This is a genomic window from Methylobacterium indicum (assembly GCF_001043895.1).
GTDB classification, from domain to species: Bacteria; Pseudomonadota; Alphaproteobacteria; order Rhizobiales; family Beijerinckiaceae; genus Methylobacterium; species Methylobacterium indicum.
Genome location: NZ_JTHF01000072.1, coordinates 1 through 26164, shown reverse-complemented (window position 1 = coordinate 26164; position 26164 = coordinate 1). Strand labels below are relative to the sequence as shown.

Below are 26164 nucleotides of genomic sequence, written 5' to 3'. Positions count from 1 at the left end.
AGCCCATCGAAAATGTAACGTTATATAGTCACATTTCGTGCTTCCGCGCCGCCGCCGTGATGGGACGGCACGCGGGCCGTGCACCGAACCGGCGGGTGGCGGGAGGAGGGCGGGGGACATGCGGGACGTGACGCGGCTGTGGCACGTCACCGCGAACGACGGCGCGACGCAGGCTCCTCGCCTCCGCCTCGACACCCATCAGGACACCCCGCCCGACGTGCTCGCGTGTGACCACGGCTGACGGCAGGTCTCCTGGCTCACGGGTCGTCGCCGTCCATCGTCTTCCCAGGGACCGTTGCGGGTTCCCAGTGACGTTCGTGATGGAAAGCTCGCCGCTTACAGTTGCGGGGGCAGCCGCGGCCTCGGGCGAGCCCTCACCGCGTTCCCTTTTGATCCCCGGAGGGAACCGTCAGCGGTGAGCTTAGCCATTCGGCAACGAAGGAGCAACCGTGGCCGTTGCCCAAGACGCGGTCGCGAAAAAGAACGGCGCGACGGACCCCGCCGATGCAACCCCTCAGCTTTCTCAACCACGCCGCGCGATCCCGCATCGACGCCGCCCCGCACCCCTGACATACAGAAGCCCGAACGGCCCGCGCGGGCCGCGAATAAGCTCTGACAAGAAGCTCCCTGGGAGGATCCCCCGATGTCGTTCCGCTCTCGGGCCGCCGGTCTCGCCGGCCTCGCCCTGTCGCTGGCTCTGGGCACCTCCGCGGGCACCTCCGCCCTGGCGCAGGACGCCAAGGCGCCGATTAAGATCGGCGTGCTCAGCGACATGAGCGGGCCCTTCGCCGACCAGGCCGGTACCGGCTCGGTCACGGCGGCGCAGCTCGCCGTCGAGGATTTTTCGAAGGAGGCCGGCGAGCTGAAGGTCGAGGTCGTCTCGGCCGATCACCAGAACAAGCCCGATATCGGGCTGGCCACCGCCCGGCGCTGGCTCGACCAGGAGGGCGTCTCGACCATCGTCGACCTGCCGAACTCGGCGGTGGCGCTGGCGGTCTCGAACCTGATGCGCGAGCGGCACCGGGTGGCGCTGGCCTCCAGCGCGCTGACCTCCGACCTCACCGGCAAGGCCTGCGCGCCGACCACCGTGCAATGGGTCTCCGACACCTGGGCGCAGGGCTCCGCCACCGCGCGGGCCATCGCCGCGCGCGGCGGCAAGTCGTGGTACTTCGTCACCGTCGATTACGCGCTCGGCCACGCGCTGGAGCGCGACGCGACCGTGGCGCTCAAGTCCGCCGGCGGGACCGTGAAGGGCTCGAGCAAGCACCCGCTCAATGCCGGCGACTTCGCCTCGCCGCTGCTCTCGGCCCAGGGCTCGGGCGCGCAGGTGCTGGCGCTCGCCGATACCGGCGCCGACATGATCAACGCCGTCAAGCAGGCGGCGGAGTTCGGCGTGATGCCGCAGATGCGGCTCGCCGCGCTGTTCGTGCAGCTCTCCGACACCCATGCGCTGGGCCTCAAGGCGGCGCAGGGGCTCCAGCTCGCCAGCGCCTTCTACTGGGACCGCACCGACGGCACCCGCGCCTTCGCCAAGCGCTTCGCCGAGCGGATGAACGGCCGGATGCCGACCGAGAACCATGCCGGCGTCTATTCCTCGACCCTGGCCTACCTCCGGGCGGTGCGCGACACCGGCACGATCGAGGGCGAGAAGGTCGTGGCGGCGATGCGCGAGAAGCCGATCACCGATCCGCTCTTCGGCACCGTCACGGTGCGCCAGGACGGCCGCGCCGTGCACGACGTCTTCCTGTACGAGGTGAAGAGCCCGGCCGAGAGCAAGGGGCCGTACGACTACTACAAGCTCCTCGACACCGTGCCGGGCGACCAGGCCTTCCGGCCGATGGCCGACGGCGGCTGCCCGCTGGTGAAGTAGGCGGGACGCGCCAGGCCTCCGGCTCGACTTCGGCGGGCCCCGACCCAGATCAGGGGCTCGCACCCCTGTTAGGCCCCGCCGAGAGTGTTCCCATGTCCGACGCCGTCCTGACCCTGAACGACGGGAAGCGCATCCCCCAGCTCGGCTTCGGGGTGTGGCGGCTCGAGAACGAGGAGGCGCCGGCGATCGTCGGGGCGGCGCTGGAGGCCGGCTACCGCTCGATCGACACCGCGGCGGTCTACGGCAACGAGGCCGGGGTCGGCCGCGCCATCGCGGCCTCCGGGTTGAACCGCGAGGACATCTTCGTCGCCACAAAGGTCTGGAACGACCGCCACGGCTACGACGAAACCCTGCGGGCCTGCGAGGACTCGCTCGCCCGCCTCGGCCTCGACCACGTCGACCTCTATCTCGTGCACTGGCCGGTGCCGCAGCGCGGCGCCTATCTCGACACCTGGCGCGCCCTGATGCGCCTGCGCGAGGATGGCCGCGCCCGCTCGATCGGCGTCTCGAACTTCACGGTCGAACACCTCAAGCGCGTCATCGACGCCTCCGGCTCGACCCCGGCGATCAACCAGGTCGAGCTGCATCCGCGCTTCCAGCAGACCGCCCTGCGCGCCTTCCATGCCGAGGCCGGGATCGTCACCGAGGCCTGGGCCCCGCTCGGCCGCGGCGGGGTGCTGGACGATCCGGCGATCCGGGCGATCGCCGAGAAGCACGGCCGCACCCCGGCCCAGGTCGTCCTGCGCTGGCAGCTCGACATCGGCAACGTCGCGATCCCGAAATCCGCGACGCCCGCCCGCATCCGCGAGAACCGCGACGTCGCGGGATTCACCCTCGACGCCGACGACCTCGCGCGGATCACGGCCCTCGACGACCCGGCGGGGCGGATGGGGCCGGACCCGGAGACGTTCGGAGCGTGATGCGACCTTGATCGGCGGCGCCGGGCCGGCCCAAGCAGACTTGCGTCGGCAGGCCAACGCTTCGCCCGCTCCGATTCTTGTTGTGTCGCAGATTTTTGCCGCCGAACCGGTGTCCACTTCGGCGAAATCTGCTTAGGCTCGGCCATTCCGATCGTGACCGAGAGACAGCCCGTGAGCGGCCGCACGCCCCCCGAGACCCGCGCCGCCTACCGGCGCTTCGTGCCGATCACCACCCGCTGGGCCGACAACGACGTCTACGGCCACGTCAACAACGTGGTCTATTACGCGTTCTTCGACACGGCGGTGAACAGCGTGCTGATCGCCGAGGGCGCCCTCGACATCGCCAGGAGCGCGGTGATCGGCCTCGTGGTCGAGACCGGCTGCCGCTATTTCCGCTCGATGGCGTTTCCCGACCGGGTGACCGCGGGGATCCGGGTGGCGCATCTCGGCACGTCGAGCGTGCGCTACGAGGTCGGGCTGTTCCGCGAGGACGAGGAGGAGGCCGCGGCCCAGGGACACTTCGTCCACGTCTATGTCGACCGGGCGACGCAGCGCCCGGTGCCCTTGCCGGCGGACCTGCGCCGGGTGCTGGGCCCGCTCGCGGTATGAGCGGCGAGACCGACCTCGCGCGGCTCCTCGCCGGGATGCGGCCGGAGCGGCAGCCCGGCATCTACGTCTTCGTCACCCTGCGGGACGGCGCGGTGCCGGTGGGACTCGCCCCCGTGATGAGCTTTCGCGAGGCCGAGGGCACGACCCTGATCCTGCCCGAGGACGAGGCGGCGCGGGCCGGGCTCGCCGGCGCCTTCCCGTGCGGGTGGATCACGCTGGCGGTCCATTCCTCCCTGTCGGCCGTCGGATTCCTCGCCGCCGTGACGGCGCGCCTCGCGGCGGCCGGCCTCGCCGTCAACGCGGTCTCGGCCTTCCATCACGATCATCTGTTCGTGCCGGCCGCGCGGGTGGAGGAGGCGATGGTCCTGCTGCGGGACCTCGCCGGACCTTCCACGCCCTGACGCCGGGCCCGGGCCGGCCTACTCGGGCCTCCGGCCCGCACGAAGGCAACGTTCGTCCCTTACGGCTTGTTACCCCCTCCGCCGCCGCCCAAGCTCGGGGTGTCGCAACCGGAGGACGCCACCCATGCCACCGCGCATCCCGCTCAGTTCCGGCGGCCCGGGGCCGCTCGGGCTCGTCGCCCTCGCCCTGGCGATCCTCGCCGCCGGCCTCCTCCTCGAAGGGCATCCGGTCGATGCCTCGGTCGCGCCGCGGCCCGGGCAGCCGGAGATCGCCGCCCCGCCGGGGCCGAGCCAGGAATCGATGCTCCAGGACCTGATCGGCCGCGACTGACCGGACCCCGCCGTGACCGATTTTCTCGCCGGCAGCGCCGGCCCGCTCGGCTGGGCGGTGATCCTCGCCACCTTCCTGCTGGCCGGTTTCGTCAAGGGCGTGATCGGCCTCGGCCTGCCGACGGTGGCGGTGGGGCTGCTCGCCACCGTGATGACCCCGGCTCAGGCCGCGGCGCTGCTGATCGTGCCGTCCTTCGTCACCAACATCTGGCAGCTTCTCGCCGGTCCGCGGTTCGGCGGCCTGTTGCGGCGGCTCTGGCCGATGATGGCGGCCATCGCCGTCGGCACCGTGGCGAGCGCCGGGCTGATCGCCGGGGCGCGCGGTCCGGGGCCGGCGAGCGCGCTCGGCATCGCCCTCGTCGCCTACGCGGTCACCGGGCTCGCCGGCCTGTCGCTCCGGGTGCCGCCCCGGGCCGAGCCCTGGCTGTCGCCCCTCGTCGGCCTCGCCACCGGCCTCGTCACCGGGGCGACCGGGGTCTTCGTGATCCCGGCGGTGCCCTACCTCCAGGCGCTGAACCTCGACCGGGACGGGTTGATCCAGGCGCTCGGCCTCTCCTTCACGGTCTCGACCGTGGCGCTCGCCGCCGGGCTCGCCCGGGAGGGCGCGCTGCCGCTCGCCGCCGGGGCGGCGTCCCTCGTCACCCTGGCGCCGGCGCTCCTCGGCATGGCGGCCGGGCAGTGGCTGCGCGGCCGGGTCTCGGCGCCGACCTTCCGGCGGGCCTTCCTCATCGGCCTGCTGCTGCTCGGCACCCACCTCGCCCTGCGGCCGTGGCTGTGACGGAGGGCGGGGTCTATTCGTCCTCGTCGTCGAGGGGACGCAGGAGCTGCATCCGCCGTCCGGTCGCGTCCTCGATCGTCGTGCGGCGCATCACCAGGTAGCCGCCGTCCCGGGCGCGACGGATCCGGTCGGCCCTGGCATCGATCCAGAGATCGGTGGGCTCCCGCAGGTCCGGCGGCGGGACATACCGCACCGCGCCGATCCGGGCCGGCAGCCTCTCGACGACGGGGCGCCCCGGCCGGGCCGCGACCCGCGCCTCGGCCCTGCGCGGTGCGGTCACGGCACGCCCGATCCTGCGGGGCAGGGCGGTCCGCGCCGCGCTCTCTCCGGTCCGCGTCGATCCGGCGGGGCGGCGCTGGTCCGCAGCGATGCGAGACCTGAAGTTGTTCTGGAATTTGGAGTTGTTCCGGAGCTTGGCGATGTTCCGGGACTTCGTCGTCGTCGATGCTGCGGTCCGGTTCCGAGACCTGGCGACGCCGCGGGGTCGGGCGGCGGGATGCGGCTCCGCGGCGGGCCCGGGCGTCTGGGGAGCGGACGACGCCTCGGCGGGCTTCGCCGGTGGATCGCTCCATGGACGAGAGCCGGGCTGGACCTGAGCCCGCTCCTGAGCCCAGGCCGGCGCTCCGCACAGGAGGCCGAGCAGCAGGGCGAGCCCGATGGGGCGGCGCATCCCGTCACGCATGATCGCACCTCCGGGCCGGCGGACCTGAGCCCACCGGGTCGCTTCGGTTGCACGGCGGATCCACGCCGCTGCGGCTGAGCACGATCGTTCGCAACCTGACCGTGTCCGGAAAAGGTAGCGAGACACGACGATGCCGTCCACGCCGCGAGGGTTACGAATTCGTTTGCCCGAGCCCGGATGACTGTTTCACTTCCACACAAAGTGCGGCATTAGGTCCTCAACTTGGCATTAACCATACCCTGCCCAACCCGTACCGCCTATTCTATATCGCGCGCAATTCAGTGGCAGGCGGCGATTCGTTCGGGCCCACCGCTTGCCACCCTGGCTCCAAGACTTCTCCAGGACCGACACCGATGATCCAGTTCGAGACGAATGCCTCCGTTGCGGGACAGCTGGCAGCCCGCGGCGCGTCATTCGAGGCCAGGCTGCGCCGCGCCGCCATGGTGCTGACGCTGATGGTCGGCGTCCCGCTGGTCCTGGTCTGGTTCGGCCTGATCGGCTGGGGCGTTTTTTGGCTGGCGCGGAACGCGCTGGAACTGTCGGTGACCGCCCTCACGCTCTGACGGCGCCGAACGCGCGGGGAACAACCCGGGCCGGCGCGGCCCGCGGGTTGCAGGGGCGTGGGCGCGGTGCCAGGAACAGGGGCCGCAACCGTCCGCCCGGAGGCCCGCCATGCTGTCCATCGACCTCAACTCGGACCTCGGCGAGGGTTTCGGCGATTATCGCTGCGGCGACGACGCGGCGATGCTCGAGGTGGTGACCTCGGCCAACGTCGCCTGCGGCCTGCATGCGGGCGACCCCGAGATCATGGCCCGCACCTTCGCCATCGCCCGCGAGCGCGGCGTCGCGGTCGGTGCCCATCCGGGCTACCCGGATCGGTGGGGCTTCGGCCGCCGGGTCCTGCCCTTCACCCCCGGCGAGGTCGAGCGGCTCGTCGCCTACCAGGTCGGCGCCGCGGCCGGGCTGGCGGCCTATGCCGGCCACCGCCTCACCTACGTCAAGGCGCACGGGGCCCTCGCCAACCTGGCCGCGGTCGAGCGCCCGGTGGCGGACGCCATCGCGCGTGCGGTCAAGGCCGTCGATCCCTCGCTGTCGCTGCTCGCCATCGCGCTCACCGCGCAAGTCGCGGCCGGCGAGGCACAGGGGCTCGACGTGCACCAGGAGATCTTCGCCGACCGCGGCTACACCGAGGCCGGGTTCCTGATCCCCCGCGGCCAGCCCGGCGCCCTGATCACCGACGAGGCCGAGGCCGCCGACCGTGTGCTCGCCATGGTGCAGGAGGGGGCGATCATCGCGGCGAGCGGCCGGCGCCTGCCGACGCCGATCCGCTCGGTCTGCGTCCACGGCGATTCCGCCCATGCGGTCGCCACCGCCCGCGCCGTGCGCGCCCGGCTCGAAGCCGCGGGCGTCCGCCTCGCCCCGTTCCGGGCCTGATCCGATGGAGAGCCCCCGCCTCCTGGATGCCGGCGAGGCCGCCCTGGTGGCGGAGTTCGGCACCACCGTCGACCCGGCGATCCACGACCGGGTGCTCGCCCTCGACGACGCGCTGCGCGCCGACCCCCCGCCGGGCCTGCGCGAGACGGTGCCGACTTACCGCTCGCTGATGATCCACTACGATCCCCTGGTCCTCGATCGCGACGACCTCGCCGCGCGGGTGACGGCGCTCGCCGCCGGGCCTGCCGCAGCCCGGCCCGGCGCCGCCCTCTGGATTCTGCCCTGCTGCTACGATCCGGCCTGCGCCGAGGATATCGGCGCGGTGGCGCAGGCGACGGGGCTCACGGTCGAGCGCGTCGCCGCTTTGCACGCGGGGGCCGAGTACCGGGTCTACATGTACGGTTTCGCCCCGGGCTTCGCCTATCTGGGCGGGCTGCCGAAAGATCTGGCGGTGTCGCGCCGCGCCACCCCGCGGCCGCCGCATCCGGCGAACGCCCTCCTGATCGGCGGCGGGCTCGCGGCGGTCGGCACCTTCCCGATGCCGACCGGCTGGTACGTGATCGGCCGCACGCCCGAGCGGCTCTACGCGCCGCAGCGGCCCGAGCCGTTCCCGGTCGCCGTCGGCGACACGCTCCGGTTCGAGGCGATCGACGCCGCCACCTTCGCGGATCTCGAAAGCCGCGCCGCCGCGGGCGAGATCGTCGCCCAGCGCCGGGAGGCCGCATGAATCCGCGTCTCAGCATCCTGTCGGCCGGGCCCGGGGTGACGCTCCAGGATGGCGGCCGCCACGGCTACCTGCGCTACGGCATCACCGCCGCCGGGCCGATGGACCCGCTCGCCCATGCCACCGCCAACCGGGCCCTCGGCAACCCGCTCGGGGCCACCGCCCTCGAGGTTTCTCTCGGCGGCGTCGAGGTGACGGCGGAGGGCGGACCGCTCGGGATCGCGGTCGCGGGCGGCGCATTCCGGCTCGCCCTCGACGGCGCGCCCCTGCCGCCGGCCTGCGCGCTGACGCTCCACCCCGGCCAGAGCCTCGTCGTCCGGGCGGGCCGGGTCGGGGCGTGGGCGTATCTCGCGGCGGCGGGTCGGTTCGACCTTCCTCCCACCCTCGGCTCCACCGCCACCCATACCCGTTCCGGCTTCGGCGGACTCGACGGCCGGGCCCTGCGGGCCGGCGACCGGCTCGCGGTGGAGGATGCCCGCCCGGGCCCGGCCGATCCCCACGCCCTGGTCGCCCCCTGGCTCGACCGGCCGCCGGAGGAGATCCGGGTCGTGCTCGGCCCCCAGGACGATTTCTTCTCGGACGACCAGATCGCCGCCTTCCTGGCCGGGCCCTGGACGGTGACGACCAAGGGCGACCGGATGGCCTGCTTCCTCGACGGGACGCCGCTCACCCACGCCAAGGGCTACAACATCGTCTCGGACGGCATCGCCATGGGGGCGATCCAGGTGCCGGGGGAGGGCTGGCCGATCGTCTTGATGGCCGACCGCCAGTCCACCGGCGGCTACCCCAAGATCGCGACCGTGATCGGTCCCGATCTCGGCCGCCTCGCGCAAGCCCAGGGCGGCACGCGGATCCGCTTCCGCGCCGTCGATCGCGCCGAGGCGGTGGCGGCGCGACGCGGCGAGGCGCAGGCGCTCGCCGGGCCGGTGGCGATGGAGCCCCTGATCCGCACCGATTTCAGCGCCGAGTTCCTGCTCGGGCGCAACCTGATCGGCGGGGTCGTGGACGGGGCCGGCGCTCACGCGCCGTAGATCGGAAACCTCCGGCAGAGCGCCAGCACCTCCTCCCGGATTGCCGCCAGCCCGGCCCCGTCGTGGGGCGCCGCCACCACCCGGGCGATCCAGCGGCCGACCTGCCGGAACTCCTGCGCGCCGAAGCCCCGCGCCGTGCCGGCATTCGAGGACAGGCGCAGGCCCGAGGGCGCCTCGGGCGGGCGGGTGTCGAACGGGATCTGGTTCTTGTTGACCGCGAGCCCCGCCGCCTCCAGCGCCTTGGCGGCGATGTCCCCGGTGACGCCCTGGGGCGAGAGGTCGACCAGCATCAGCCCGCAATCGGTGCCGCCGGCGACGAGGCGCATCCCGGATTCCGCGACGCTCTCGGCGAGCGCCCGGGCGTTGTCGAGGACCGCCCGATTGTAGGCCCGGAACTCGGGCCGCAGGGCCTCGCCGAAGCAGGCCGCCTTGGCGGCGACGGCGTGCATCATCACCGAGCCCTGCACGCCCGGGAAGATCCCGTAATTGATCCGGTCCGACAGTGCGGGGTCGTTCCACAGCACCAGCCCGCCCCGGGCCCCGCGCAGGGACTTGTAGGTGGTCGAGGTCACGATGTGGGCGTGCGGGAAGGGATGCAGGTAGAGCCCGGTGGCGACGAGGCCGGCGAAATGCGCCATGTCGACCATCAGGAGTGCCCCGACCTCGTCGGCGATGGCCCTCAAGCCCGCGAAATCGAAGGCCCGGGCATAGGCCGAGCCGCCGGCGACGATCATCTTCGGCCGGTGCTCGCGGGCGAGCGCCGCGACCGCATCCAGCTCCACCCGCTCGCTGTCGCGCGCCACGCCGTAGCGGACGATGGTGTAGTCGCGCCCGGTCAGGGTGGCCGGGTGGCCGTGGCTGATATGGCCGCCGGCCTCGACGCCCATCGACAGGATCGTGTCGCCGAGCTTGAGCAGCCCGAGGAAGACGCCCGCATTGGCGTTCGAGCCCGAATGGGGCTGCACGTTGGCGAAGCGGCAGCCGAAGAGCCGCGTCGCCCGCTCCACCGCCAGGGCCTCGATCGCGTCGGCATGCTCGGCGCCGCCGTAATAGCGGGCATAGGCCAGCCCCTCGACGGTCTTGTTGGTGAGGACCGAGCCCTGTGCCTCCAGCACCAGCCGCGAGACGATGTTTTCCGAGGCGATCAGCTCGATCCCGTCCCGCTGCCGGGCGAGCTCGCCCCGGATCGAGGCGGCGAGCTCCGGGTCGGCGTCGAGGCCCTGGTCGAAATAGCCGTCATGGAGGAGGCGCATGGTCGGGGTCCCGCGAGGTGTCCGTCTGGTCCCGACTGTCGGGCTTGCGGGGACGGCTCGCAAACGGGATAAGCTTGGGCTGAGGCCAAGATTTTCTTGGCCTGGAGCGAAGGTCTTGCCATGGACCAGGGCGGCCGACCCTCGCCTCCCTCCCTCAACGCGCTGCGCGCCTTCGAGGCGGCGGCGCGGCACGGCGGTTATGTCGGGGCGGCGAAGGAGCTTCACGTCACGCCCGCGGCGATCGGCACCCAGGTGAAGGGGCTGGAGGCCTGGCTCGGCCGGCCCCTCTTCCACCGTCTGGCCAACGGCCTGGTCCTCACGCCGGAGGGCCGCGACGTGCTCCCGTCCCTCAGCGCCGCCTTCGACGCCCTCAACGGGGCGGTGCGGGCGATGCGGGCGGTCGGCCGGCCGCGCAGCCTGACGGTCGCCGCGCTGCCCTGCATCGCCCAGCTCTGGCTCGCGCCCCGGCTCCCCGACCTGCAGGCGGCCTTCGACCTCGACGTGACCATCCTGACCCGGGACGAGCAGCCGGACTATGCTCGCGACCTCGTCGATCTCGGGCTCTATGTCGGCGACGCGGCGCCCGCCGGGTGCACCTCCGTGGTGCTCGCCCGCGACGACCTTTTTCCGGTCTGCACGCCGGCCCTGGCGGCGGGCCTGCGCCATCCGGGCGATCTGGCCGGGGCGACGCTGCTGCACGATTCGGTCTGGCGCGCGGACTGGCCGCGCTGGCTCGCCGCCCATGGCGCAGGGACATTGCGGCCGGCCCGGGAGGCGGCGTTCTCGCTCTACAGCGTCGCCCTCGACGCGGCGCTCGCCGGCAGCGGGGTCCTCATCGGCCACAGGGCCCTCGTCGCCGACGCGCTGGGCGGCGGACGCCTCGTCGCGCCGTTCGGCGACCGGGCGGTGGCGGGGCCGCCGCTGCGGCTGATCGTGCCGGAGGGCGGGGAGGGGATGCGGCTCGCTCCGGTGATCCGCTGGTTGAGCGAGGGAGGGGAGCCCGGACGGCGCGATGGCCCGCCGTTCACATGACCTTCTCGAACCGGAACGCCTCGCCGTCGCCGGGCAGATCGTCCTGCCCGGGCCCGTGCGGGTCCGGGTGATGCGCGCTGAAGAACTCGACGATCCGGAAGCCGCAGACGTTGACGTAGAAGTGGATGTTCCGCTTCTCGAAATACGGCGTGTGCGTCTCCCAGACCCGTGTCTGCGGAAACAGCCGCTCGATCGCGAACCAGGCCCGGCGCCCCAGGCCGCGTCCATGCGCGCCGGGCGAGACGAAGAAGAGGTCGAGCGTGTTGCGGTGCGTCTCGCCGTCGATCGTCACCACGGCGCCGCCGACCGCCCGGCCCTCGTGGCGGATGCGCAGCACCACGGCGCCCGGATGCGCGAACGTGGCGTCGAGGTCGTCGTCGGAGGGGATCGGGCCGTCCGGCAGCGCTCCGAACTCCGCGACGACGGCGATCGCGAAGGCTTCCTGCAATTCCCGCTTGAAGGCCGGAAGGTCGTCGGGATGCGCGGGCGCGAGGGTGACCGTGTCGTTCGTCATGCCCCGTTGTCCAAGCAGATTTCGCCGAAGTGGTGACCGGTTCGGCGCCGAAAATCTGCGGCAAGACAAGAACCTGAGCGGGCGAAGCGTTGGCCTGCCAACGCAAGCCTGCTTAGACCATGGCGGCCTCGCCCGTCAGGGCGGGGGGCAGGCGGTCCGGTTCAGGTCGCGGTCGGTCGCCCGGTCTTGCGTTTTGCCCATGGCCGGCAGCGGCGCCTCCACGGTCGCCACCACGCCGCGCGGGCGGTACTCCACCTCCGCCGTGCCGCCGAGTTCGGCGGCCAGCACCCGCTCGATCATCCGCGAGCCGAAGCCGCGGCGGGCCGGCTCCACGACCGGCGGACCGCCGATCTCTTCCCAGCGCAGCCACAGCCGGCCCGGATCCGAGCCGTCGACGATGTCCCAGTTGAGGATCACCCGGCCCTGCGCGTTCGACAGCGCGCCGTACTTCACCGCGTTGGTCGCCAGCTCGTGCAGGGCCATCACGAAGGCCAGGGCCAGCCGGGGCGGCAGGCGCAGGGGCGGTCCCCCGGTCTTGAACCGGGTGCCCTGTCCGGTGCGGAACGGGCGCAGGGCCTCCTCGACGATCTCGGCGAGCGTCGCGCCCTCCCAGCTCTCGCGGGTGAGTACGTCGTGGGCGGCCGAGAGCGATTGCAGGCGCGCGTTGAAGGCGAGCCGCGCCTCGGGCAGCGACGTGGCGTGCGTCAGGGTCTGGTTGGCGATCGACTGGATGGTCGCCAGGGAATTCTTGACCCGGTGGTTCAGCTCCTCGGCGAGCAGCGCCCGGTGCTCCTCGCCGCGCTTGCGTTCGGTCACGTCGAGGGTGACGCCCGCCATGCTCAGCGGCTGGCCGTCGGCGTCGTAGAAGGGCTGGCCGCGGATCTGGAGCCAGCGCACCTCGCCGGCCGGCGTGCGGATCCGGTACTCGATGTCGTAGTCGCTCCGGTTCTCGATCGACTCGCGGACCGCCGCCTGCATCCGCTCGCGGTCCTCGGGCAGGATCGCGTCGATCAGGTCCTCGAAGGTGAACGGGTCGCTCGGCTCGCGGCCGACGTTGCGCTTGCAGCTGTCGGAGGCCACCAGCCGCATGCCGTCGAGGTCGAGGGTCCAGGAGCCCAGCCGCGAGGCCTTGAGGATGAAGTGCAGCCGCTCCTCGCTGCGCCGCAGGGCCTGCGAGCGCCGCTCGATCTGCTGCTCCAGGGCATCGCGGTCGCGCTGCAGGCGCACCAGCCGCTCGCGCTCCAGCGTCACGTCGAACTGCGAGGCGAAGTAGTAGGTCAGCTGGCCCTCGTCGTCGAAGACCGGCGAGACGAGCAGGCGGTTCCAGAACGTCTCGCCCGATTTCTTGTAGTTCTGGAGGTCGATCTCGATCGAGACCCGGCGCTCGATCGCGTCGCGCACCTTGGCCACGTCGTCCCGGTTGGTCTCGGGCCCCTGCAGGAAGCGGCAGTTCCGGCCCATGATTTCGTCCCGGGCGTAGCCGGTGAGCTTCGTGAAGGCGTCGTTGACGAAGACGATCGGGTTGTCGGCCTGGTGCGGGTCGGTGACCAGCATCGGCATCCGCGTCGCCCGCACGGCCGCGGCGAACGGATCGGAGCTCGCGCCGACCCGGGTCAGCTCGGCGGCGATGCGGTTCTCTTCGCGGCGGTCGGTCACGCGTCGGTCGTCCCTTGCGCGCCCGTCGGAGGGCGCGCGTCTGCCACTATCTCATGAGCAAGGGTCCGGTTCGGTGCAACGCTCCGGACCGCTGCAAAAACGCACATCCGGAGAGGTTGGTTCAATCGCGTGCGATCGAATATATCCGACCGCACGTCATGGACGGCGCGCGGCGGTCGGTCGCTCCGTCACGGATGCGCTTCCGGGAATCCGTGCCGCGCGTGCAGGACGCGCAGGATCGCGTCCTTGTCGTCGACGAAGCGCACCGGGCCCCGGCGGCCGGTGGCGAGGCCATCCGGGGCATCCGGGGCGAGCACCAGCACGGGCAGCACCTGGTGCGCCTCGCCGAGGCGCGAGACGAGGGGCTCCCGGGGCCGCGGCCAGGGCAGGCGCGTCACGTCGAGCCGCCGCGCGAGGTCGGGGAAGCCCGCCAGCACCCCCTCGATCAGGGCGCAGTGCCAGCAATAGAAGCGCCGGCCCGGCAGGGCCGGGTCGGCGAAATCGGGGGCGAGAAGGTAGAGGTGGTCGCGCATCCGGGCGATCCTCAGGCCGGCGAGGCTCAGACGTCCTGGCGCGGCAGCATCCGGTCGAGGAGGGCGTCGCGGCGCACGATCAGGTGCCAGGCGGTGGCGAGCACGTGCAGCGACACCAGGAGGTAGACCGCGTACTGGCCGGCGAGATGGATCTGGTCGGCGAGATCGGCCACCGCCTTGTTCTTCTCCATGAAGGGCGGGATCGGGAACAGGAAGAAGTACTGCGTGGTGTTGCCGGCGGCGGCCGACAGCACGAAGCCGCTCAGCGGCATCAGCAGGAACACGAGGTAGAGCAGCCAGTGGTTGATCCGGCCGAGCAGGGCCAGGGCCGGCGGCACGAAGGCCTCTCGCGGGGCCGGGTGCCAGGCCCGCCACAGGATGCGCAGGGCGACGATGGCGAAGATCGTGATGCCGACCGACTTGTGCAGCTGGAAGACGAATCCCTTCGTCGGGCTCGCCGGCAGGCTCGTCGCCACCCAGGCGAGCGGCAGCACCGCCAGAACGAGGAGGGCGGTGAACCAGTGCAGGGCCTGCGCGACGGCGGTGTAGCGCGGCTGCTCGACGCGGGCGATCGTCGCCGGCGCGCGGGGGAACGGGTCGAGCATCCGGACAAGTCCTCGGGGAACGCCGCCGCGGATATGCGGCGGTCACCCCATCAGGCTAGCCCGCGGGCGACCCACGGTCACCCTGGAATGTCTCGAAAGTCCCCAGGCGAGACGCGCGATGTCCCCGATCACCCGGCGTCAGATCGCCGCCGCCGGATCGCCGCCGAGGGGATTGCCCTCGTCCTCGTTGCGCTCGTCGTCCCGGCCGCGCCGGCGACGGCGGCGGCCGCCCTCGGCGAGGGACTGGGCCAGCGCCCGGAACGGCGCGGTCAGGCGGCGCACGTCCTCGGCCCGCTCCATGAAGCGCTCGCCGTTGCGGATCTCGCGGTCGAGGGCCGCCATGGTGCGGGCCAGCGCCGGATCCTCGTCCTCGAGCCACACCTCCGTCACCCGGGCGAAGGCGATGACGACCCCCTGGAGCTTGAGGCGGCCGAGCGGTCCCTCGGTGCTGATGCCGGCCGAGGCCAGCATGAAGCGCTGCGAGTTCAGGGCCACCTGGTTGAGGGCGGCGAGCGACAGCGGGTCGCCGCGCAGCGCGAAGACGATGCGGCGGAGCGCCGGCTTGTAGGGGTCCATCGCGTCGAGGCGGCGCATCAGCACGTCGAACAGCCGCTCGCGGGTCGGCTCGTCGTCGAGGTCGTCGCTCGCGCCGTCGAGCACCTGCTTGTCGATCATGCGGGCGAAGCCGCCGAGCACCGCACCCTTCGAGGGATAGCACTCGCGGAACTCGGCCAGGGTCACCCCGGCCTCGCGGGCGATGTCGCCGATCTCGATGTCGTTCCAGGGCTGCTCGGCGGCAAGGCGCATCAGCGCCTCGACGATCGCCTCCCGCGGCGGCAGGCGGGTGGCGTGCGGCGTGTCGCCGGCGCCATCGTGCTCGCCGGTCGTCTTGGGATTGCGGGCCATGGGGACGCTCCGATACCGTGGGCCGACGGGCGCGCGCACCTGCCGTCGGAGCCGGGTCCGCCGCCGTCACCCTCTATCTAGGGGCCGCACCGCCCATCGGGCAGGGGCCCGCGGCGACGCGCCCGAGGGAGGGTGCGGCGGGCGTTCAGCCCGCCAGCTCCTCGGCCCGGGCCTTGGCGGCCGCCACCGCGTCGCGCATCAGCGGTTCCAGGCCGTCCCCGGCCATCAGCACCCCGAGGGCCGCCGCGGTGGTGCCGCCCGGCGAGGTCACGTTCTGGCGCAGGGTCGCCGGGGCCTCGGCGCTCTGCCCGAGGAGCTCGCCCGCTCCCGCCACGGTCTGGCGGGCGAGGCGGTCCGCCACCTCCGCGGGCAGCCCGGCGGCGATGCCGGCCGCCGCCAGCGCTTCGGCGAGGAGGAAGACGTAGGCCGGACCCGAGCCCGAGACCGCCGTCACGGCGTCGATCAGGTCCTCGCTGTCCAGCCACTCGACGAGGCCGACGCCCGACAGGAGCGCGTGCGCGGTGCGGCGCTGGGCCTCGCTCGTCTCCGGCGAGGCGGCGGCGCCGGTCGCGCCGCGGCGGATGCTCGCGGGCAGGTTCGGCATCGCCCGTACCACCGCGCGGGCCCGCGGCAGGCGGTCCCGGAGGTTGGCGATCGTCTTGCCGGCCAGCACCGAGACCACGAGGGTGCCGGGCCCGGCGAGCGCCGAGACGGCCGCCGCCGCGGCGTCGAGCCCCTGCGGCTTGATCGCCAGCACCAGGGCTTCGGGCTCGCCCGGCTCGGCCGGGTTGAGCGCGACGCCGTGGCGCTCGCACAACGCCACCATGGCGGGGGCGGGGTTGGGATCGATCACGGCGGCGCGGGCGCCGGGCAGCCCGTCGGCGAGCCAGCCCTCGAGCAGGGCGCCGCCCATCTTGCCGGCCCCGACGAGGATCAGGGAGGCCGGCAGCGCGGCCCCGGACCCGGTGCCGTCCCGGCTCACGCCTCGCCCTCGGTCTCGAACAGCACGGCGTCCAGGGCCTCGCGGGCGGTCTTGCCGGCCCAGATCACGAACTGGAACGCCTGGAAGTAGCGCTCGCAGGCCTCGACCGCGGTCTTCAGGATCGATTCGCACTGGCCGTGCGTCGGCTCGGCGCCGCCGGTGAGCACCAGCGAGTGGCGGAACATCACCACGTGCTCGCTGTTCCAGAGGTCGAAATGCCCGACCCAGAGCTGCTCGTTGACGAGCGAGACGAGGCGCAGCACCTCGTTGCGGCGCCGGTCCGGCACCTTGAGGTCGAAGGCGGAGGCGATGTGCAGCGCCTCGACGTCCTCGATCCAGGTGAAGGCGACGTGGTACTCGGCCCATCGTCCGGCCACCGCCACCGACATCTCGTCGGTCTCAGCGCGATCGAAGATCCAGTCCCGGAGGGAAGCGAGGCGCTCGACGACATCGAGCGGGTGCTCGGCGCGGGTCAGGTCGTCGATGGTGAGCTGGGTCATGGCGATCCAAGTTTGGCTCGTCCGAGCGGGATACAGCTGCGTCAGCGGACGCGGCGGGTGTCGTCATCAAGGCAGATCGCGACCCGAGCACGGTCAGGACGTGCAGGCGATAAGCTTAAGCGCCGACTTGTTGTCCCCCTGGGCGACGGCGAATCAGTGCGTGACCCACTATAGCCCGGGCGAGTCGAGGGACTCAAAGCGGAAACCCGCGGGGCCGGCGGCAGGCCGCCGGCTATCCACCGAAGCTTCCTGTGCACAAGCGCCGGGCATCCGGCGCCTGTTGCACGGTCCTGTGGCAGCGGCCCGGGCGTCAGGCGGTCGCCGTGCCGGCACCGGCGGCCTTGGCGGCCGGCTTGGTTTCCGCCGGCTTGGCCTCCAGCGCCGCGACGCGGGCGGTCAGCGCCTCGTTCTGGGCGCGCAGGGAGGCGACGAGATCGCGCAGAACCTCGACCTCCTCGCGGGTGGCGACGTCCATGTCCCGCAGCATGCGCTCGATCTGCGCCTTGACCACGGTCTCGGCCTCGCGGCGCACGCCCTGGGCGGCGCCGGCCGCGTCGGTCATCAGGCGGGCGAAGTCGTCGAACAGGCGGTTCTGCTGCATCGGAAAAATTCCTGTCAGGGCGGGTCCGGCGCCCAGCACTAGTGCATTTCCCGAAAAAAGGGGCCCCGGACGGCCGAGAAATGCGCGTTCGCGCTTCGTCCTCGCCCGGGAATGCGGCACCATCGCGGAGGCGCGGCGGCACCGCGGCAGGGACCGTCGCCGCCTGCGCGGTGGTGTCGCGCCCTGGCGCGTGCCGGCCGGGGTGTCTCGCGACGGTATCGCCGGGGGCGGCCAGCAACACACGGATGCACTTCGATGGCTTCAAGCAAAAGCCGGACTGCGGCATAAGGCGTTCCCGTGAGCACGACACCGCACATCCTGATCGTCGAGGACGATCGCGAGATCAGCACGCTGGTCGCCCGCTATCTCCGCGGCAACGATTGCCGCGTCTCCATCGCCGGCGACGGCCGCGAGATGGATCGGCTGATGGCCGATTCCCGCGTCGACCTCGTCGTGCTCGACCTGATGCTGCCGGGGGAGGACGGGCTGTCGATCTGCCGGCGCCTGCGCGCCGCCTCCGGCATCCCGATCCTGATGCTCACCGCGAAGAGCGAGGAGATCGACCGCATCGTCGGGCTCGAGATCGGGGCCGACGACTACCTGGCGAAACCCTTCAACCCGCGCGAGCTGCTGGCGCGCATCCGCGCCATCCTGCGCCGGGGCGCCGCCGCGCCGGGGCGCGACGACGAGGGCGTGCGCCGCCACGCCTTCGGGGGCTTCGTCCTCGATGCGGGCCTGCGCCAGCTCCTCAACCCGGAGGGCGCGCAGGTCGCGCTCACCGGCGCCGAGTTCGACCTCCTGCACGCCATGTGCCTGCGGCCGGGCCGGGTGCTCTCCCGCGACCAGCTCCTCGACCTGACGCAGGGCCGCGCCCCCGGCCCGTTCGAGCGCAGCATCGACGTGCTGGTGAGCCGCATCCGCCAGAAGATCGAGCGCGACCCGCGCAACCCCGAGATGATCAAGACCATCCGCTCCGGCGGCTACCTGTTCACCCCCGAGGTGGTCTCGACATGATCCGGCGGGCGCCGGCATGAGGCGGTGGGGGCCCGTGCCGGGCCGCATCGCCGGGCAGCTCGCCCTCCTGGTGGTGGCCGCGATCGTGGTGACCCACGTCGTCGTCACGGTCGCCTTCCTGCTGCTGCGCCCCGAGCTGCGCCGCTCCGACGAGCGGCCGAACGCGCTGGCCAACCGCCTCGTCACCGTCGTCCACATGGTGGCGGCGGCTCCGGCGGAGGACCGGACCGACGTGGTGGCGGCGGCCCGCCGCAGCGCCTCGGCCCTGCACCTGACCCTGCTGCCCGCGGACGAGCCGAACGCCCCCCCGGCCGCCAGCGCCGAGGTGCCGGAGATCACCGGGCTGCGGGCGGCCCTGGGATCGGGCTACGGCGTCTCGGCCGAGCACATGCCCGGCGGCGCCCTGCACCTGCGCATCGCCGGGCCGGCCGGCCTGCAGCTCTCCGCCGACCTGCCGCCCCTGCCGCTGCCGCACCCGCCGCTGACGAGCGCGGTGCTGATCACCCTGGTCTTCCTCGCGCTCTCGCTCACCCTGCTGTCGATCTGGGCGACGCGGGCGCTCACCGCGCCGCTCGCCCGCCTCGCCGAGGCCGCGGAGGCCTTCGGCACCGCCACCGAGGCCCGGCCGCTGCCCCAGCACGGCCCCGAGGAGGTGCTGGCGGTGTCCCGCGCGCTCGGCCGGATGCGCGACCGGGTGCTGCGCCTCATCGACGACCGCACCCACATGCTGGCGGCGATCAGCCACGACCTGCGCACCCCGATCACCCGCCTGCGCCTGCGGGCGGAATTTTTGGAGGACGAGGTCCTGCGCCGGCAGTTCCTGCGCGACCTCGACCAGATGAACGCCCTCGTCGAGGCGGCCCTGTCCTTCGTGCGCGACGGCCAGTCCCGGGAGGGCCTCGGCCTCATCGACCTCGGCTCGGTGGTGCAGACGGTCTGCGACGGCTTCGCCGATATCGGCGAGGCGGTGCGGGCCGAGGAGGTGCAGGCCGAGGATCTCCGACCGGCCCTGGTGCGCGGCTCCTCCGGCGAATTGCAGCGGGCGCTGACCAACCTGATCGACAACGCGGTCAAGTATGCCGGCGGCGCCACCGTGCGCCTCGTCGAGGCCGGTCCCGGCCGCGTCGCCGTCGAGATCCTGGACGAGGGCCCGGGCATCCCGGAGGCGGAGCGCGCCCTGATGCTCCAGCCCTTCGTGCGCGGCGACCGCGCCCGTACCCTCAACGAGGCCGGCGGCTTCGGCCTCGGCCTGTCGATCGCCAGCGCCATCGCCCAGTCGCATGGCGGCACGTTCAGCCTCGAGAACCGGCAGCCGCAGGGCCTGCGCGTCCGCCTCGAACTGCCGCGGGCCGCCGGCACGCCGTCGCGCGAAGCCGCCTGAGAAAGGCCGCGCGAGGGAAGGCGGAGGCCCGGCGCCTCAGCGCGCCAGTTCGCGCAAGCCCAGGCGGATCAGGGTCTTGGCCTCCATCTGGGCCGCCCCCTCGCCGGCGTTCTTGAGGGCCGCGGCCACCGCCGCCGAGGCCTGGACCTGGGCGTAGCCGAGATTGACCAGCGCCGAGATCGCATCGGCCACCGGCTGGGGCGCCGTGTTGGCCTCCACCGCCCCGGTGAGCTGGATCAGGGCCGGATCGACGGGCGAGAAGGCCGGGGCCTTGTCCTTCAGTTCCGCGACGAGGCGGGCGGCGAGGCGCGGCCCGACCCCGGGCGCGCGGGCAACCGCGCCCTTGTCGCCGGTGGCGATGGCGGTGGCGAGGTCGCCCGGCTCCATCACCGAGAGCACGCCGAGGGCGACCCGCGTGCCGACGCCCTGGACGGTCTGGAGCAGGCGGAACCACTCGCGCTCCGCATCGGCCCGGAAGCCGTAGAGGCGGATCATGTCCTCGCGCACATGGGTCTCGATCGCGAGCTCCGCCGCCTCGCCGGTGGAGGGCAGGCGCTGCAGCGTGCGGGCCGAGCAATGCACCACGTAGCCGACGCCGTGCACGTCGAGGATCACGAAATCCTCGCCGTAGGAATCCACGACGCCCTTCAGCTTGCCGATCATCGCCGCCACGGTCTCCGGCGGGCCGACAGGCGGGCCCGGGTCCCGGGCCTTAGCGAGCCGGGACCGGAGTCACAAGGCGGGGCGATGCCGCGCGGGAGCCTCTGCATCGGCTTGCGCCCCCGGGGGATTTTCACTAGGAACCGGGAGCACACGTGCACGCGTCGGGGCGTAGCGCAGTCTGGTAGCGCATCTGGTTTGGGACCAGAGGGTCGCTGGTTCGAATCCGGCCGCCCCGACCACCTCTCCACGGATCAGAGCCCGCGATGTCGACCGCCCGCATCTTCCGCCCTGCCAAGGATCCGACCCAGTCCGGCCTCGCCCGGACGAAGCAGTGGACGCTGGAGTTCGAGCAGACGAGCCCGCGCGAGACCGAGCCGCTGATGGGCTGGACGTCGTCCTCGGACATGCTGCAGCAGGTGCGGCTCGAGTTCGACACCAAGGACGAGGCGATCGCCTACGCCACCCGGGAGGGCATCGCCTACCGGGTCGAGGAGCCGCAGGAGCTCCTGCGCCGCGGCCTCTCCTACTCGGACAACTTCAAGTACAACCGCACGATGCCCTGGACGCACTGACGGACCGGCAATACGGGCGCGGCCGCGGCAATCGCCTCCGGTCCGATCGCCGCCGATGGGTCCCGTGCCATGAATCGAGAAGAGCCCGGCGCCTCGCGGCACCGGGCTCTTCTCGTTTCCCTCGCCATTCGCGTCAGCGCGGGGCGCGCTTGGCCAGGATGCGCTGCAGCGTGCGGCGGTGCATGTTGAGGCGCCGCGCCGTCTCCGAGACGTTGCGGCCGCACAGCTCGTAGACCCGCTGGATGTGCTCCCAGCGCACCCGGTCGGCCGACATCGGATTCTCCGGCGGGTCGGCCCGCTCGCCCGGCTCGGCCATCAGGGTGCCGTGGATCTCGTCGGCGTCGGCGGGCTTGGCGAGGTAATCGAAGGCGCCGAGCTTCACCGCCGTCACCGCGGTGGCGATGTTGCCGTAGCCGGTCAGGATCACGCCGCGGGCCTCGGGCCGGCGCTCCTTCAGGCGAGCGATCACGTCGAGGCCATTGCCGTCGGCGAGCCGCATGTCGATCACCGCGAAGGCCGGCGGCTGCGCGTCGACCGCCGAGACGCCCTCGGCCACGCTCTCGGCCACGTGGACCCGGTAGCCGCGCGCCTCCATGGCCCGGGCGAGGCGGGTCGAGAACGGCTTGTCGTCGTCCACGATCAGCAGGCTGCGGTCGGCGTGGTTGAGGAGGGCGTCGCCCTCCGGGATGGTGCCGGTCGCGGCCTCCGGGCTGAGTGTTCCGTACTGCGTCATCAACCGACGCTCCTTCAACTTTCAATCAGCAAGTTCAGGACTTTATATAGGAACGCCGGGAGGCTGCGTCAGGGGTGCGGCGCCCCCCGGGCCCGGGTTTCGGAGACCTTTGGCCTCCCTCTCGAAAATGTGACGCGCCCAACCGATCCGCACCACCGCCCCGGTCGAGGGGTCGACCGCGTTGGTGAGCGAGAGCTGCGCGCCGGAGCGCTCGATCAGCGTCTTGGCGATGAACAGGCCGAGGCCGAGCCCCGTTCCCCCGTCGGTGCCGATCTTCGCCGCGCTGCGGGTGCTGACATAGGGCTCGCCGACCCGCAGCAGCACCTCCGGGGCGAAGCCCGGCCCGTCGTCGCGGATCTCCAGCGTGACCCGGTCGGCGCTCCAGCGCGCCTCGATCGACACGCAGCTCTCGGCGAAGTCGATCGCGTTGTCGACGATGTTGCCCAGGCCGAACATCACCCCCGGGTTGCGCCGGCAGGCCGGCTCCGGGCCATCGCCCTTGGTGGTCACGTCGAGGACGATGCCGAGCGCCCGCTGGGGCGCCACCAGCTCCTCGACGAGGTGGCTGAGCGTGATGGTCTCGATGAAGCCGCCCTGGTCGGCGTCGAGGGAGGTGAGCTTGGCGAGGATGCCGCGGCAGCGCTCGACCTGGTCGCGCAGCAGCGCCAGGTCCTCGGCGACGCTGGGGGAGGCCGAGGGGCCGAGCTGGCGGTCGAGTTCCTTGGCCACCACCGTGATGGTGGCGAGCGGAGTGCCGAGCTCGTGGGCGGCCGCCGCCGCCAGCCCGTCGAGCTGCGACAGGTGCTGCTCGCGGGCGAGCACCAGCTCGGTCGCGGCCAGCGCCTGGGCGAGCTGGCGCGCCTCCTCGGCGACCCGCCAGGCATAGACCCCCGTGAAGGCGGTGCCGAGCAGGATCGCGGTCCAGACGCCGGAGACGTACAGGAACGGCAGCTCCAGCGTCTCGCCGGCGAACCACGGCAGCGGCCGGTAGACGAGGGCGAGCATCGTCGACAGGCCGACGGCGAGGAGCCCCAGCGCCAGGGTGTGGACCGGAGGCAGCGCGGTCGCGGAGATCAGCACCGGGGCGAGGAACAGGAGCGCGAACGGGTTCTGCAGCCCGCCGGTGAGGAACAGGAGCGCGGCGAGCTGGACGATGTCGAAGGCGAGCAGCAGCACCGCCGCGTCGTCGCTGAGCCGGTGGCTCGCCGGGTAGCGGATGCGCAGCGTCAGGTTGAGCCAGGACGAGGCCGCGATGACGAGGAAGCACCAGCCGAACGGCAGGGGCAGGCCGAGGCCGAGATGGGCGCCGGCCACCGCGGCGCCCTGGCCGGCCACCGCGAGCCAGCGCAGCCGCACCAGGGTATCGAGGCGCAGGTGGCGGGCGTCCCGCACGGGGTCGGTCTGCGTGATGTCGAACATCGCCGAGACGATAGTGCGCCGCCGACCAACGCCCAGGGCGGGGCGATGGAAACCCTCCCGGTTCCGGTGCGTTCCCTCCCCGTCGGCGCGGTCGATCGCGCGGTCCCGGCCGAAAGCCGGGTATGCCGGTCGCTTCGGTCCGGGGGACCCGACGGAGGTCCCGCGGCAGCCTCGTACCGCGGCGCAGACTTCCGGGATGCGCGCTGTAGTTGAGGTAAAAAGGGCACAGTGACGGGTTTCGGCCGTTTCGTTTTTCCCAGATCTTGCTCTCCAATAGCAATACTCTATTGTCGGCCTCCCAGTTGGGACAGGCGTCTCCTGGCGGCGGGTGCGCGCGTCGCTGGGTCAATCGTGGACGGTGGCGTCATGGATCTCTCGTATTTCTGGTATGAAGCGGCGCACTGGATGTTGACGCCGGCCCGGGCGGCCGCCGACGCCACGCAACTCGTGTTCAAGAACCCCGCCAACCCGATCACCTACACGCCCTACGGACGGACGGTCTCGGCCGCCTGCGAGATGTTCGAGCGCACCACGCGGCGCTACGGCAAGCCGGCCTTCAACCTGCCCACCACCACCGTCGAGGGGCTGGTGACCGACGTCACCGAGCGGGTGGTGTGGTCGAAGCCGTTCTGCCAGGTGATCAAGTTCGACCGCGCCCTGAAGCGTCCGACCACCCAGGCCCAGCCGAAGGTGCTGGTCGTGGCGCCGATGTCGGGCCACTACGCCACGCTGCTGCGCGGCACCGTCGAGGCGATGCTGCCCGCCCACGAGGTGATGATCACCGACTGGATCGACGCCCGCATGGTGCCGCTCGAGGCCGGCCGCTTCGACCTCGACACCTACATCGACTACCTGATCGAGATGTTCCAGGCCTTCGGCCCGGACCTGCACGTCATCGCGGTCTGCCAGCCCTCGGTGCCGGTCTTCGCCGCCGTCGCCCGGATGGAGGCCGAGGGCATGTCCGGCGTGCCGACCTCGATGACCCTGATGGGCGGCCCGATCGACACCCGCCGCTCGCCCACCGCCGTGAACTGCCTCGCCGCCGAGCGCGGCTCGGAATGGTTCAAGCGCAACTGCATCACCGTCGTGCCGCCCGGCTATCCCGGCACCTGGCGCGAGGTCTATCCCGGCTTCTTCCAGCTCTCCGGCTTCATGGGCATGAACCTCGACCGTCACCTGACGGCGCACTGGGACATGTTCAAGCACCTCGTGCACGAGGACGGCGATTCGGCCGAGAAGCACCGCGACTTCTACGACGAGTACCTGTCGGTGATGGACCTGACGGCGGAGTTCTACCTCCAGACCGTCAATACGGTCTTCGTCGAGCATGCCCTGCCGAAGGGCGAGATGCGCCACCGCGACAAACCGGTCGACCCGACGGCGATCCGCCATTGCGGCATCCTGGCGGTGGAAGGCGAGAAGGACGACATCTCGGGCGTCGGCCAGACGCTCGCCGCCCTCGACCTGACGCCGAACCTGCCGGCGGAGCGCAAGAGCTACTACCTGCAGCAGGGCGTCGGCCATTACGGCGTCTTCAACGGCTCGCGCTTCCGCGCCAACATCGCCCCGCGCATCTCCGCCTTCATGCACGAGATGCAGGGTACCGCCGGCAGCGGGCAGGGGGACCTGCGGCAGGCCTCCTGAGCGCCCGGGCGGATTTTCTCCGAGCCTGATTCGGTCTTCGTCTCCCGGCGCCCGGCGGCGCCGGGATGTTTCGTCGGGTGCCCCGATGCCGTCGCCCGCCCGCTCCCTGCGCGCCTGGTTCGCCGGCCTTCTCGCGCGGGCCGCGCGTGGCGCGCCCCTGGCAGGCAAGGGGCCTTCCTCCTACAAAGGCGGGATGCGAGTCGCGCTCCTGCGCCGGTCGGCGCCCGAACCCTCCCACATCACGGTCATCCACGCCGGCACCTGCTACCCGGTCGCCCTGCGCCGCCGCGCGGCGGCCCGGCGCATCACCCTGCGGGTGTCGAGCGCCACCGGCGAGATCGTCCTGACCCTGCCCGAGCGCGTCGACCTCGCCGCCGCCCAGCGTTTCGCCGAGTCGCACGGCGCCTGGATCGCCGCCCGGGTGGCGAAGCTGCCCGAGCGCGTCGCCTTCCTGCCCGGCGCGGTCGTGCCCCTGCGCGGCGTGCCGCATCGGATCGTGCACGCCTCCACCGTTTCGCGAGCCACCGTCGCCGCCACGGCGCCGGACGGCACGCCGGTGATCGCGGTGTCCTGCGCCGCCGCCCACGTGGCGCGGCGGGTCCGCGACTTCCTGGAGATCGAGGCACGGCGCGACCTCGCCGCCGCGGTGGCGCGCCATGCCGGAGCCCTCGGCCGCACGCCCAAGCGCCTGACCGTGCGCGACACCCGCAGCCGCTGGGGCTCGTGCTCGGCCGCCGGCCACCTGAACTTTTCCTGGCGCCTGATCATGGCGCCGCCCGCGGTGCTGGACTATCTCGCCGCCCACGAGGTGTCCCACCTCGCCGAGATGAACCACTCGGACCGGTTCTGGGCGATCGTCGCGCGCCTCTACCCGGGCTACGACGAGCCCGAGGCCTGGCTGAAGCGGCACGGCACCGAGCTGCATCGCTACGGCTGAGGGTCCTGGGATCCGGCCCGAAGCCGAGGCTCCGGGGCCGTCGGGATCAGCCCTTGGTGCGCACCACCACCAAGCGCTCCGCCGGCCAGGCCGGGCGCGGATCGACATGGCCGGGATAGAGGGTGCGCGGCGCGACGCTGTCGCACAGCTCGCGCTGGCGCAGGATGATCTCGCCGTTCTCGCCCCGGCGCCGGATCACGCCGCCGTCGCGGCAGAAGCCGGCGATCTCGGCCGAGCGCGACGCCCGGCGCCCGCGGGGAGTGCGGGGCACCGGCGGGTGCTCGATCGTCAGCGTGGCGTCCCGGTTGAGCGAGCGCTCGACATAGGTGGTCTCGTCGACCGGCAGCGGCTCGGCCGATGCGGCACCGGTGGCGAGGACCAGGAGGGCGAAGGAGGTGGCGGCGCGTCTCATCGGGGCGGCTTCTCGCGGGGAAGGGGAG

At 72.5% G+C, this 26164-nt stretch carries 31 protein-coding genes, 1 tRNA gene and 1 riboswitch; of the genes, 18 read left to right on the top strand and 14 right to left on the bottom strand.

The annotated features are described in order from the left end of the window. Positions 1-118 precede the first annotated feature (118 nt). The 7 genes from QR78_RS36450 to QR78_RS09145 all read left to right on the top strand — a co-directional run bounded on the left by QR78_RS36450 (position 119) and on the right by QR78_RS09145 (position 4908). Entirely contained in the window at positions 119-241 is a 123-nt protein-coding gene (locus tag QR78_RS36450) for a hypothetical protein (RefSeq protein WP_280137045.1), read from the top strand. Next, positions 226-426: riboswitch (cobalamin riboswitch) on the bottom strand. (Overlaps the previous gene by 16 nt.) Positions 427-643: 217 nt before the next feature. After that, positions 644-1870 (top strand): ABC transporter substrate-binding protein, encoded by a 1227-nt coding sequence (locus QR78_RS09170; protein ID WP_048427204.1) that lies wholly within the window; start codon positions 644-646, stop codon positions 1868-1870. Positions 1871-1962: 92 nt separating this feature from the next. Then, the gene (locus tag QR78_RS09165; RefSeq protein ID WP_048427203.1) at positions 1963-2790 is read left to right on the top strand and encodes an aldo/keto reductase; all 828 of its coding nucleotides are present in this window, start codon (positions 1963-1965) and stop codon (positions 2788-2790) included. A gap of 171 nt (positions 2791-2961) precedes the next feature. Further along, entirely contained in the window at positions 2962-3399 is a 438-nt protein-coding gene (locus QR78_RS09160; protein WP_048427202.1) for an acyl-CoA thioesterase, read from the top strand. After that, entirely contained in the window at positions 3396-3800 is a 405-nt protein-coding gene (locus QR78_RS09155) for an ACT domain-containing protein (protein ID WP_048427201.1), read from the top strand. The genes QR78_RS09160 and QR78_RS09155 overlap by 4 nt, the downstream gene beginning before the upstream one ends. A gap of 124 nt (positions 3801-3924) precedes the next feature. Beyond that, the gene (locus tag QR78_RS09150; protein WP_048427200.1) at positions 3925-4131 is read left to right on the top strand and encodes a hypothetical protein; all 207 of its coding nucleotides are present in this window, start codon (positions 3925-3927) and stop codon (positions 4129-4131) included. A gap of 12 nt (positions 4132-4143) precedes the next feature. Continuing rightward, positions 4144-4908, top strand: a complete 765-nt coding sequence (locus tag QR78_RS09145) for a sulfite exporter TauE/SafE family protein (RefSeq protein WP_048427199.1) — start codon at positions 4144-4146, stop codon at positions 4906-4908. Positions 4909-4921: 13 nt separating this feature from the next. Here QR78_RS09145 and QR78_RS09140 read toward each other — a convergent pair whose 3' ends face one another. Further along, on the bottom strand, positions 4922-5188 hold the full coding sequence (locus tag QR78_RS09140) for a hypothetical protein (RefSeq protein ID WP_048427198.1): 267 nt from the start codon (positions 5186-5188) through the stop codon (positions 4922-4924). A gap of 755 nt (positions 5189-5943) precedes the next feature. On the opposite strand from QR78_RS09140, the gene QR78_RS09130 reads away from it, so the two are divergent. The 4 genes from QR78_RS09130 (at position 5944) to QR78_RS09115 (ending at position 8779) form a co-directional block, all read left to right on the top strand. After that, positions 5944-6153: a hypothetical protein gene (locus QR78_RS09130; RefSeq protein ID WP_048427196.1), complete on the top strand. Its 210-nt coding sequence runs from the start codon at positions 5944-5946 to the stop codon at positions 6151-6153. A gap of 109 nt (positions 6154-6262) precedes the next feature. Further along, positions 6263-7024 carry a 5-oxoprolinase subunit PxpA gene (locus QR78_RS09125; RefSeq protein WP_048427195.1) on the top strand — a complete coding sequence of 254 codons (762 nt, stop codon included), beginning with the start codon at positions 6263-6265 and terminating at the stop codon, positions 7022-7024. A 4-nt stretch (positions 7025-7028) separates the two neighbouring features. Next, complete coding sequence (locus QR78_RS09120) at positions 7029-7751, top strand: 5-oxoprolinase subunit B family protein (protein ID WP_048427194.1); 723 nt, start codon at positions 7029-7031, stop codon at positions 7749-7751. After that, a complete protein-coding gene (locus QR78_RS09115; RefSeq protein WP_048427193.1) occupies positions 7748-8779 on the top strand; it encodes a 5-oxoprolinase subunit C family protein in 1032 nt (343 codons plus the stop codon). Before QR78_RS09120 ends, QR78_RS09115 begins: the two co-directional genes overlap by 4 nt. Here the strand turns inward: QR78_RS09115 and QR78_RS09110 are convergent. Continuing rightward, the gene (locus QR78_RS09110) at positions 8767-10032 is read right to left on the bottom strand and encodes a serine hydroxymethyltransferase (RefSeq protein ID WP_048427192.1); all 1266 of its coding nucleotides are present in this window, start codon (positions 10030-10032) and stop codon (positions 8767-8769) included. The genes QR78_RS09115 and QR78_RS09110 overlap by 13 nt on opposite strands. Positions 10033-10152: 120 nt before the next feature. On the opposite strand from QR78_RS09110, the gene QR78_RS09105 reads away from it, so the two are divergent. Continuing rightward, positions 10153-11064, top strand: coding sequence for a LysR substrate-binding domain-containing protein (locus QR78_RS09105; protein ID WP_048427191.1), 912 nt, complete (start codon positions 10153-10155; stop codon positions 11062-11064). Here QR78_RS09105 and QR78_RS09100 read toward each other — a convergent pair. The 8 genes from QR78_RS09100 to QR78_RS09065 form a co-directional block, all read right to left on the bottom strand. Beyond that, positions 11057-11578 (bottom strand): GNAT family N-acetyltransferase, encoded by a 522-nt coding sequence (locus QR78_RS09100; protein WP_048427190.1) that lies wholly within the window; start codon positions 11576-11578, stop codon positions 11057-11059. The two genes, QR78_RS09105 and QR78_RS09100, sit on opposite strands and share 8 nt — an antisense overlap. Positions 11579-11713: 135 nt before the next feature. Continuing rightward, the gene (locus tag QR78_RS09095; protein WP_048427189.1) at positions 11714-13234 is read right to left on the bottom strand and encodes a PAS domain-containing protein; all 1521 of its coding nucleotides are present in this window, start codon (positions 13232-13234) and stop codon (positions 11714-11716) included. Positions 13235-13422: 188 nt separating this feature from the next. Further along, entirely contained in the window at positions 13423-13767 is a 345-nt protein-coding gene (locus tag QR78_RS09090; RefSeq protein ID WP_048427188.1) for a DUF3088 domain-containing protein, read from the bottom strand. Between the two features lie 26 nt (positions 13768-13793). Further along, on the bottom strand, positions 13794-14372 hold the full coding sequence (locus tag QR78_RS09085) for a cytochrome b (protein ID WP_048427187.1): 579 nt from the start codon (positions 14370-14372) through the stop codon (positions 13794-13796). A 138-nt stretch (positions 14373-14510) separates the two neighbouring features. Beyond that, on the bottom strand, positions 14511-15278 hold the full coding sequence (locus QR78_RS09080; RefSeq protein ID WP_048427186.1) for a hypothetical protein: 768 nt from the start codon (positions 15276-15278) through the stop codon (positions 14511-14513). Positions 15279-15423: 145 nt separating this feature from the next. Further along, entirely contained in the window at positions 15424-16260 is an 837-nt protein-coding gene (gene proC, locus QR78_RS09075; RefSeq protein WP_048427185.1) for a pyrroline-5-carboxylate reductase, read from the bottom strand. After that, on the bottom strand, positions 16257-16760 hold the full coding sequence (locus tag QR78_RS33595; protein ID WP_048427184.1) for a type III secretion system chaperone family protein: 504 nt from the start codon (positions 16758-16760) through the stop codon (positions 16257-16259). Before QR78_RS33595 ends, proC begins: the two co-directional genes overlap by 4 nt. Positions 16761-17070: 310 nt before the next feature. After that, positions 17071-17361 carry an accessory factor UbiK family protein gene (locus QR78_RS09065; protein ID WP_048427183.1) on the bottom strand — a complete coding sequence of 97 codons (291 nt, stop codon included), beginning with the start codon at positions 17359-17361 and terminating at the stop codon, positions 17071-17073. A 297-nt stretch (positions 17362-17658) separates the two neighbouring features. Here QR78_RS09065 and QR78_RS09060 point away from each other — a divergent pair, with 297 nt between their 5' ends. Beyond that, positions 17659-18375, top strand: coding sequence for a response regulator (locus QR78_RS09060; protein ID WP_048427182.1), 717 nt, complete (start codon positions 17659-17661; stop codon positions 18373-18375). A 16-nt stretch (positions 18376-18391) separates the two neighbouring features. After that, positions 18392-19756, top strand: coding sequence for a sensor histidine kinase (locus tag QR78_RS09055; RefSeq protein WP_048427181.1), 1365 nt, complete (start codon positions 18392-18394; stop codon positions 19754-19756). A gap of 36 nt (positions 19757-19792) precedes the next feature. On the opposite strand, the gene ruvA is transcribed toward QR78_RS09055, so the two are convergent. After that, complete coding sequence (gene ruvA / locus QR78_RS09050) at positions 19793-20419, bottom strand: Holliday junction branch migration protein RuvA (protein ID WP_048427180.1); 627 nt, start codon at positions 20417-20419, stop codon at positions 19793-19795. 162 nt (positions 20420-20581) lie between these two features. Between ruvA and QR78_RS09045 the strand changes: the two genes are divergently transcribed. Then, positions 20582-20658 (top strand) — tRNA-Pro (locus QR78_RS09045). A 24-nt stretch (positions 20659-20682) separates the two neighbouring features. Beyond that, positions 20683-20991 (top strand): ETC complex I subunit, encoded by a 309-nt coding sequence (locus QR78_RS09040; RefSeq protein WP_048427179.1) that lies wholly within the window; start codon positions 20683-20685, stop codon positions 20989-20991. A gap of 133 nt (positions 20992-21124) precedes the next feature. Here QR78_RS09040 and QR78_RS09035 read toward each other — a convergent pair whose 3' ends face one another. Then, positions 21125-21724, bottom strand: a complete 600-nt coding sequence (locus QR78_RS09035; RefSeq protein ID WP_089504105.1) for an ActR/PrrA/RegA family redox response regulator transcription factor — start codon at positions 21722-21724, stop codon at positions 21125-21127. 42 nt (positions 21725-21766) lie between these two features. Further along, complete coding sequence (locus tag QR78_RS09030; RefSeq protein WP_048427177.1) at positions 21767-23143, bottom strand: ActS/PrrB/RegB family redox-sensitive histidine kinase; 1377 nt, start codon at positions 23141-23143, stop codon at positions 21767-21769. 366 nt (positions 23144-23509) lie between these two features. Here QR78_RS09030 and QR78_RS09025 point away from each other — a divergent pair, with 366 nt between their 5' ends. Together QR78_RS09025 and QR78_RS09020 are read left to right on the top strand one after the other, a co-directional pair. Further along, positions 23510-24787 carry a polyhydroxyalkanoate depolymerase gene (locus QR78_RS09025; protein WP_048427176.1) on the top strand — a complete coding sequence of 426 codons (1278 nt, stop codon included), beginning with the start codon at positions 23510-23512 and terminating at the stop codon, positions 24785-24787. A 193-nt stretch (positions 24788-24980) separates the two neighbouring features. Beyond that, on the top strand, positions 24981-25724 hold the full coding sequence (locus tag QR78_RS09020; protein WP_048427237.1) for a M48 family metallopeptidase: 744 nt from the start codon (positions 24981-24983) through the stop codon (positions 25722-25724). A 46-nt stretch (positions 25725-25770) separates the two neighbouring features. Here the strand turns inward: QR78_RS09020 and QR78_RS09015 are convergent, their stop codons facing one another. Beyond that, the gene (locus QR78_RS09015; protein WP_053220847.1) at positions 25771-26136 is read right to left on the bottom strand and encodes a hypothetical protein; all 366 of its coding nucleotides are present in this window, start codon (positions 26134-26136) and stop codon (positions 25771-25773) included. Between the last annotated feature and the right edge of the window lie 28 nt (positions 26137-26164).

What these genes read in the sequence shown, in the direction of transcription:
- ruvA (WP_048427180.1), bottom strand. Translation starts at nt 20,419, where the DNA reads ATGATCGGCAAGCTGAAGGGCGTCGTGGATTCCTACGGCGAGGATTTC.
- QR78_RS09100 (WP_048427190.1), bottom strand. Translation starts at nt 11,578, where the DNA reads ATGACGAACGACACGGTCACCCTCGCGCCCGCGCATCCCGACGACCTT.
- QR78_RS09065 (WP_048427183.1), bottom strand. Translation starts at nt 17,361, where the DNA reads ATGCAGCAGAACCGCCTGTTCGACGACTTCGCCCGCCTGATGACCGAC.
- QR78_RS09040 (WP_048427179.1), top strand. Translation starts at nt 20,683, where the DNA reads ATGTCGACCGCCCGCATCTTCCGCCCTGCCAAGGATCCGACCCAGTCC.
- QR78_RS09120 (WP_048427194.1), top strand. Translation starts at nt 7,029, where the DNA reads ATGGAGAGCCCCCGCCTCCTGGATGCCGGCGAGGCCGCCCTGGTGGCG.
- QR78_RS33595 (WP_048427184.1), bottom strand. Translation starts at nt 16,760, where the DNA reads ATGACCCAGCTCACCATCGACGACCTGACCCGCGCCGAGCACCCGCTC.
- QR78_RS09080 (WP_048427186.1), bottom strand. Translation starts at nt 15,278, where the DNA reads ATGGCCCGCAATCCCAAGACGACCGGCGAGCACGATGGCGCCGGCGAC.
- QR78_RS09165 (WP_048427203.1), top strand. Translation starts at nt 1,963, where the DNA reads ATGTCCGACGCCGTCCTGACCCTGAACGACGGGAAGCGCATCCCCCAG.
- QR78_RS09125 (WP_048427195.1), top strand. Translation starts at nt 6,263, where the DNA reads ATGCTGTCCATCGACCTCAACTCGGACCTCGGCGAGGGTTTCGGCGAT.
- QR78_RS09035 (WP_089504105.1), bottom strand. Translation starts at nt 21,724, where the DNA reads ATGACGCAGTACGGAACACTCAGCCCGGAGGCCGCGACCGGCACCATC.
- QR78_RS09055 (WP_048427181.1), top strand. Translation starts at nt 18,392, where the DNA reads ATGAGGCGGTGGGGGCCCGTGCCGGGCCGCATCGCCGGGCAGCTCGCC.
- QR78_RS09015 (WP_053220847.1), bottom strand. Translation starts at nt 26,136, where the DNA reads ATGAGACGCGCCGCCACCTCCTTCGCCCTCCTGGTCCTCGCCACCGGT.
- QR78_RS09130 (WP_048427196.1), top strand. Translation starts at nt 5,944, where the DNA reads ATGATCCAGTTCGAGACGAATGCCTCCGTTGCGGGACAGCTGGCAGCC.
- QR78_RS09155 (WP_048427201.1), top strand. Translation starts at nt 3,396, where the DNA reads ATGAGCGGCGAGACCGACCTCGCGCGGCTCCTCGCCGGGATGCGGCCG.
- QR78_RS09020 (WP_048427237.1), top strand. Translation starts at nt 24,981, where the DNA reads ATGCGAGTCGCGCTCCTGCGCCGGTCGGCGCCCGAACCCTCCCACATC.
- QR78_RS09090 (WP_048427188.1), bottom strand. Translation starts at nt 13,767, where the DNA reads ATGCGCGACCACCTCTACCTTCTCGCCCCCGATTTCGCCGACCCGGCC.
- QR78_RS09115 (WP_048427193.1), top strand. Translation starts at nt 7,748, where the DNA reads ATGAATCCGCGTCTCAGCATCCTGTCGGCCGGGCCCGGGGTGACGCTC.
- QR78_RS09105 (WP_048427191.1), top strand. Translation starts at nt 10,153, where the DNA reads ATGGACCAGGGCGGCCGACCCTCGCCTCCCTCCCTCAACGCGCTGCGC.
- QR78_RS09030 (WP_048427177.1), bottom strand. Translation starts at nt 23,143, where the DNA reads ATGTTCGACATCACGCAGACCGACCCCGTGCGGGACGCCCGCCACCTG.
- QR78_RS09085 (WP_048427187.1), bottom strand. Translation starts at nt 14,372, where the DNA reads ATGCTCGACCCGTTCCCCCGCGCGCCGGCGACGATCGCCCGCGTCGAG.
- QR78_RS09170 (WP_048427204.1), top strand. Translation starts at nt 644, where the DNA reads ATGTCGTTCCGCTCTCGGGCCGCCGGTCTCGCCGGCCTCGCCCTGTCG.
- QR78_RS09025 (WP_048427176.1), top strand. Translation starts at nt 23,510, where the DNA reads ATGGATCTCTCGTATTTCTGGTATGAAGCGGCGCACTGGATGTTGACG.
- QR78_RS09150 (WP_048427200.1), top strand. Translation starts at nt 3,925, where the DNA reads ATGCCACCGCGCATCCCGCTCAGTTCCGGCGGCCCGGGGCCGCTCGGG.
- QR78_RS36450 (WP_280137045.1), top strand. Translation starts at nt 119, where the DNA reads ATGCGGGACGTGACGCGGCTGTGGCACGTCACCGCGAACGACGGCGCG.
- QR78_RS09110 (WP_048427192.1), bottom strand. Translation starts at nt 10,032, where the DNA reads ATGCGCCTCCTCCATGACGGCTATTTCGACCAGGGCCTCGACGCCGAC.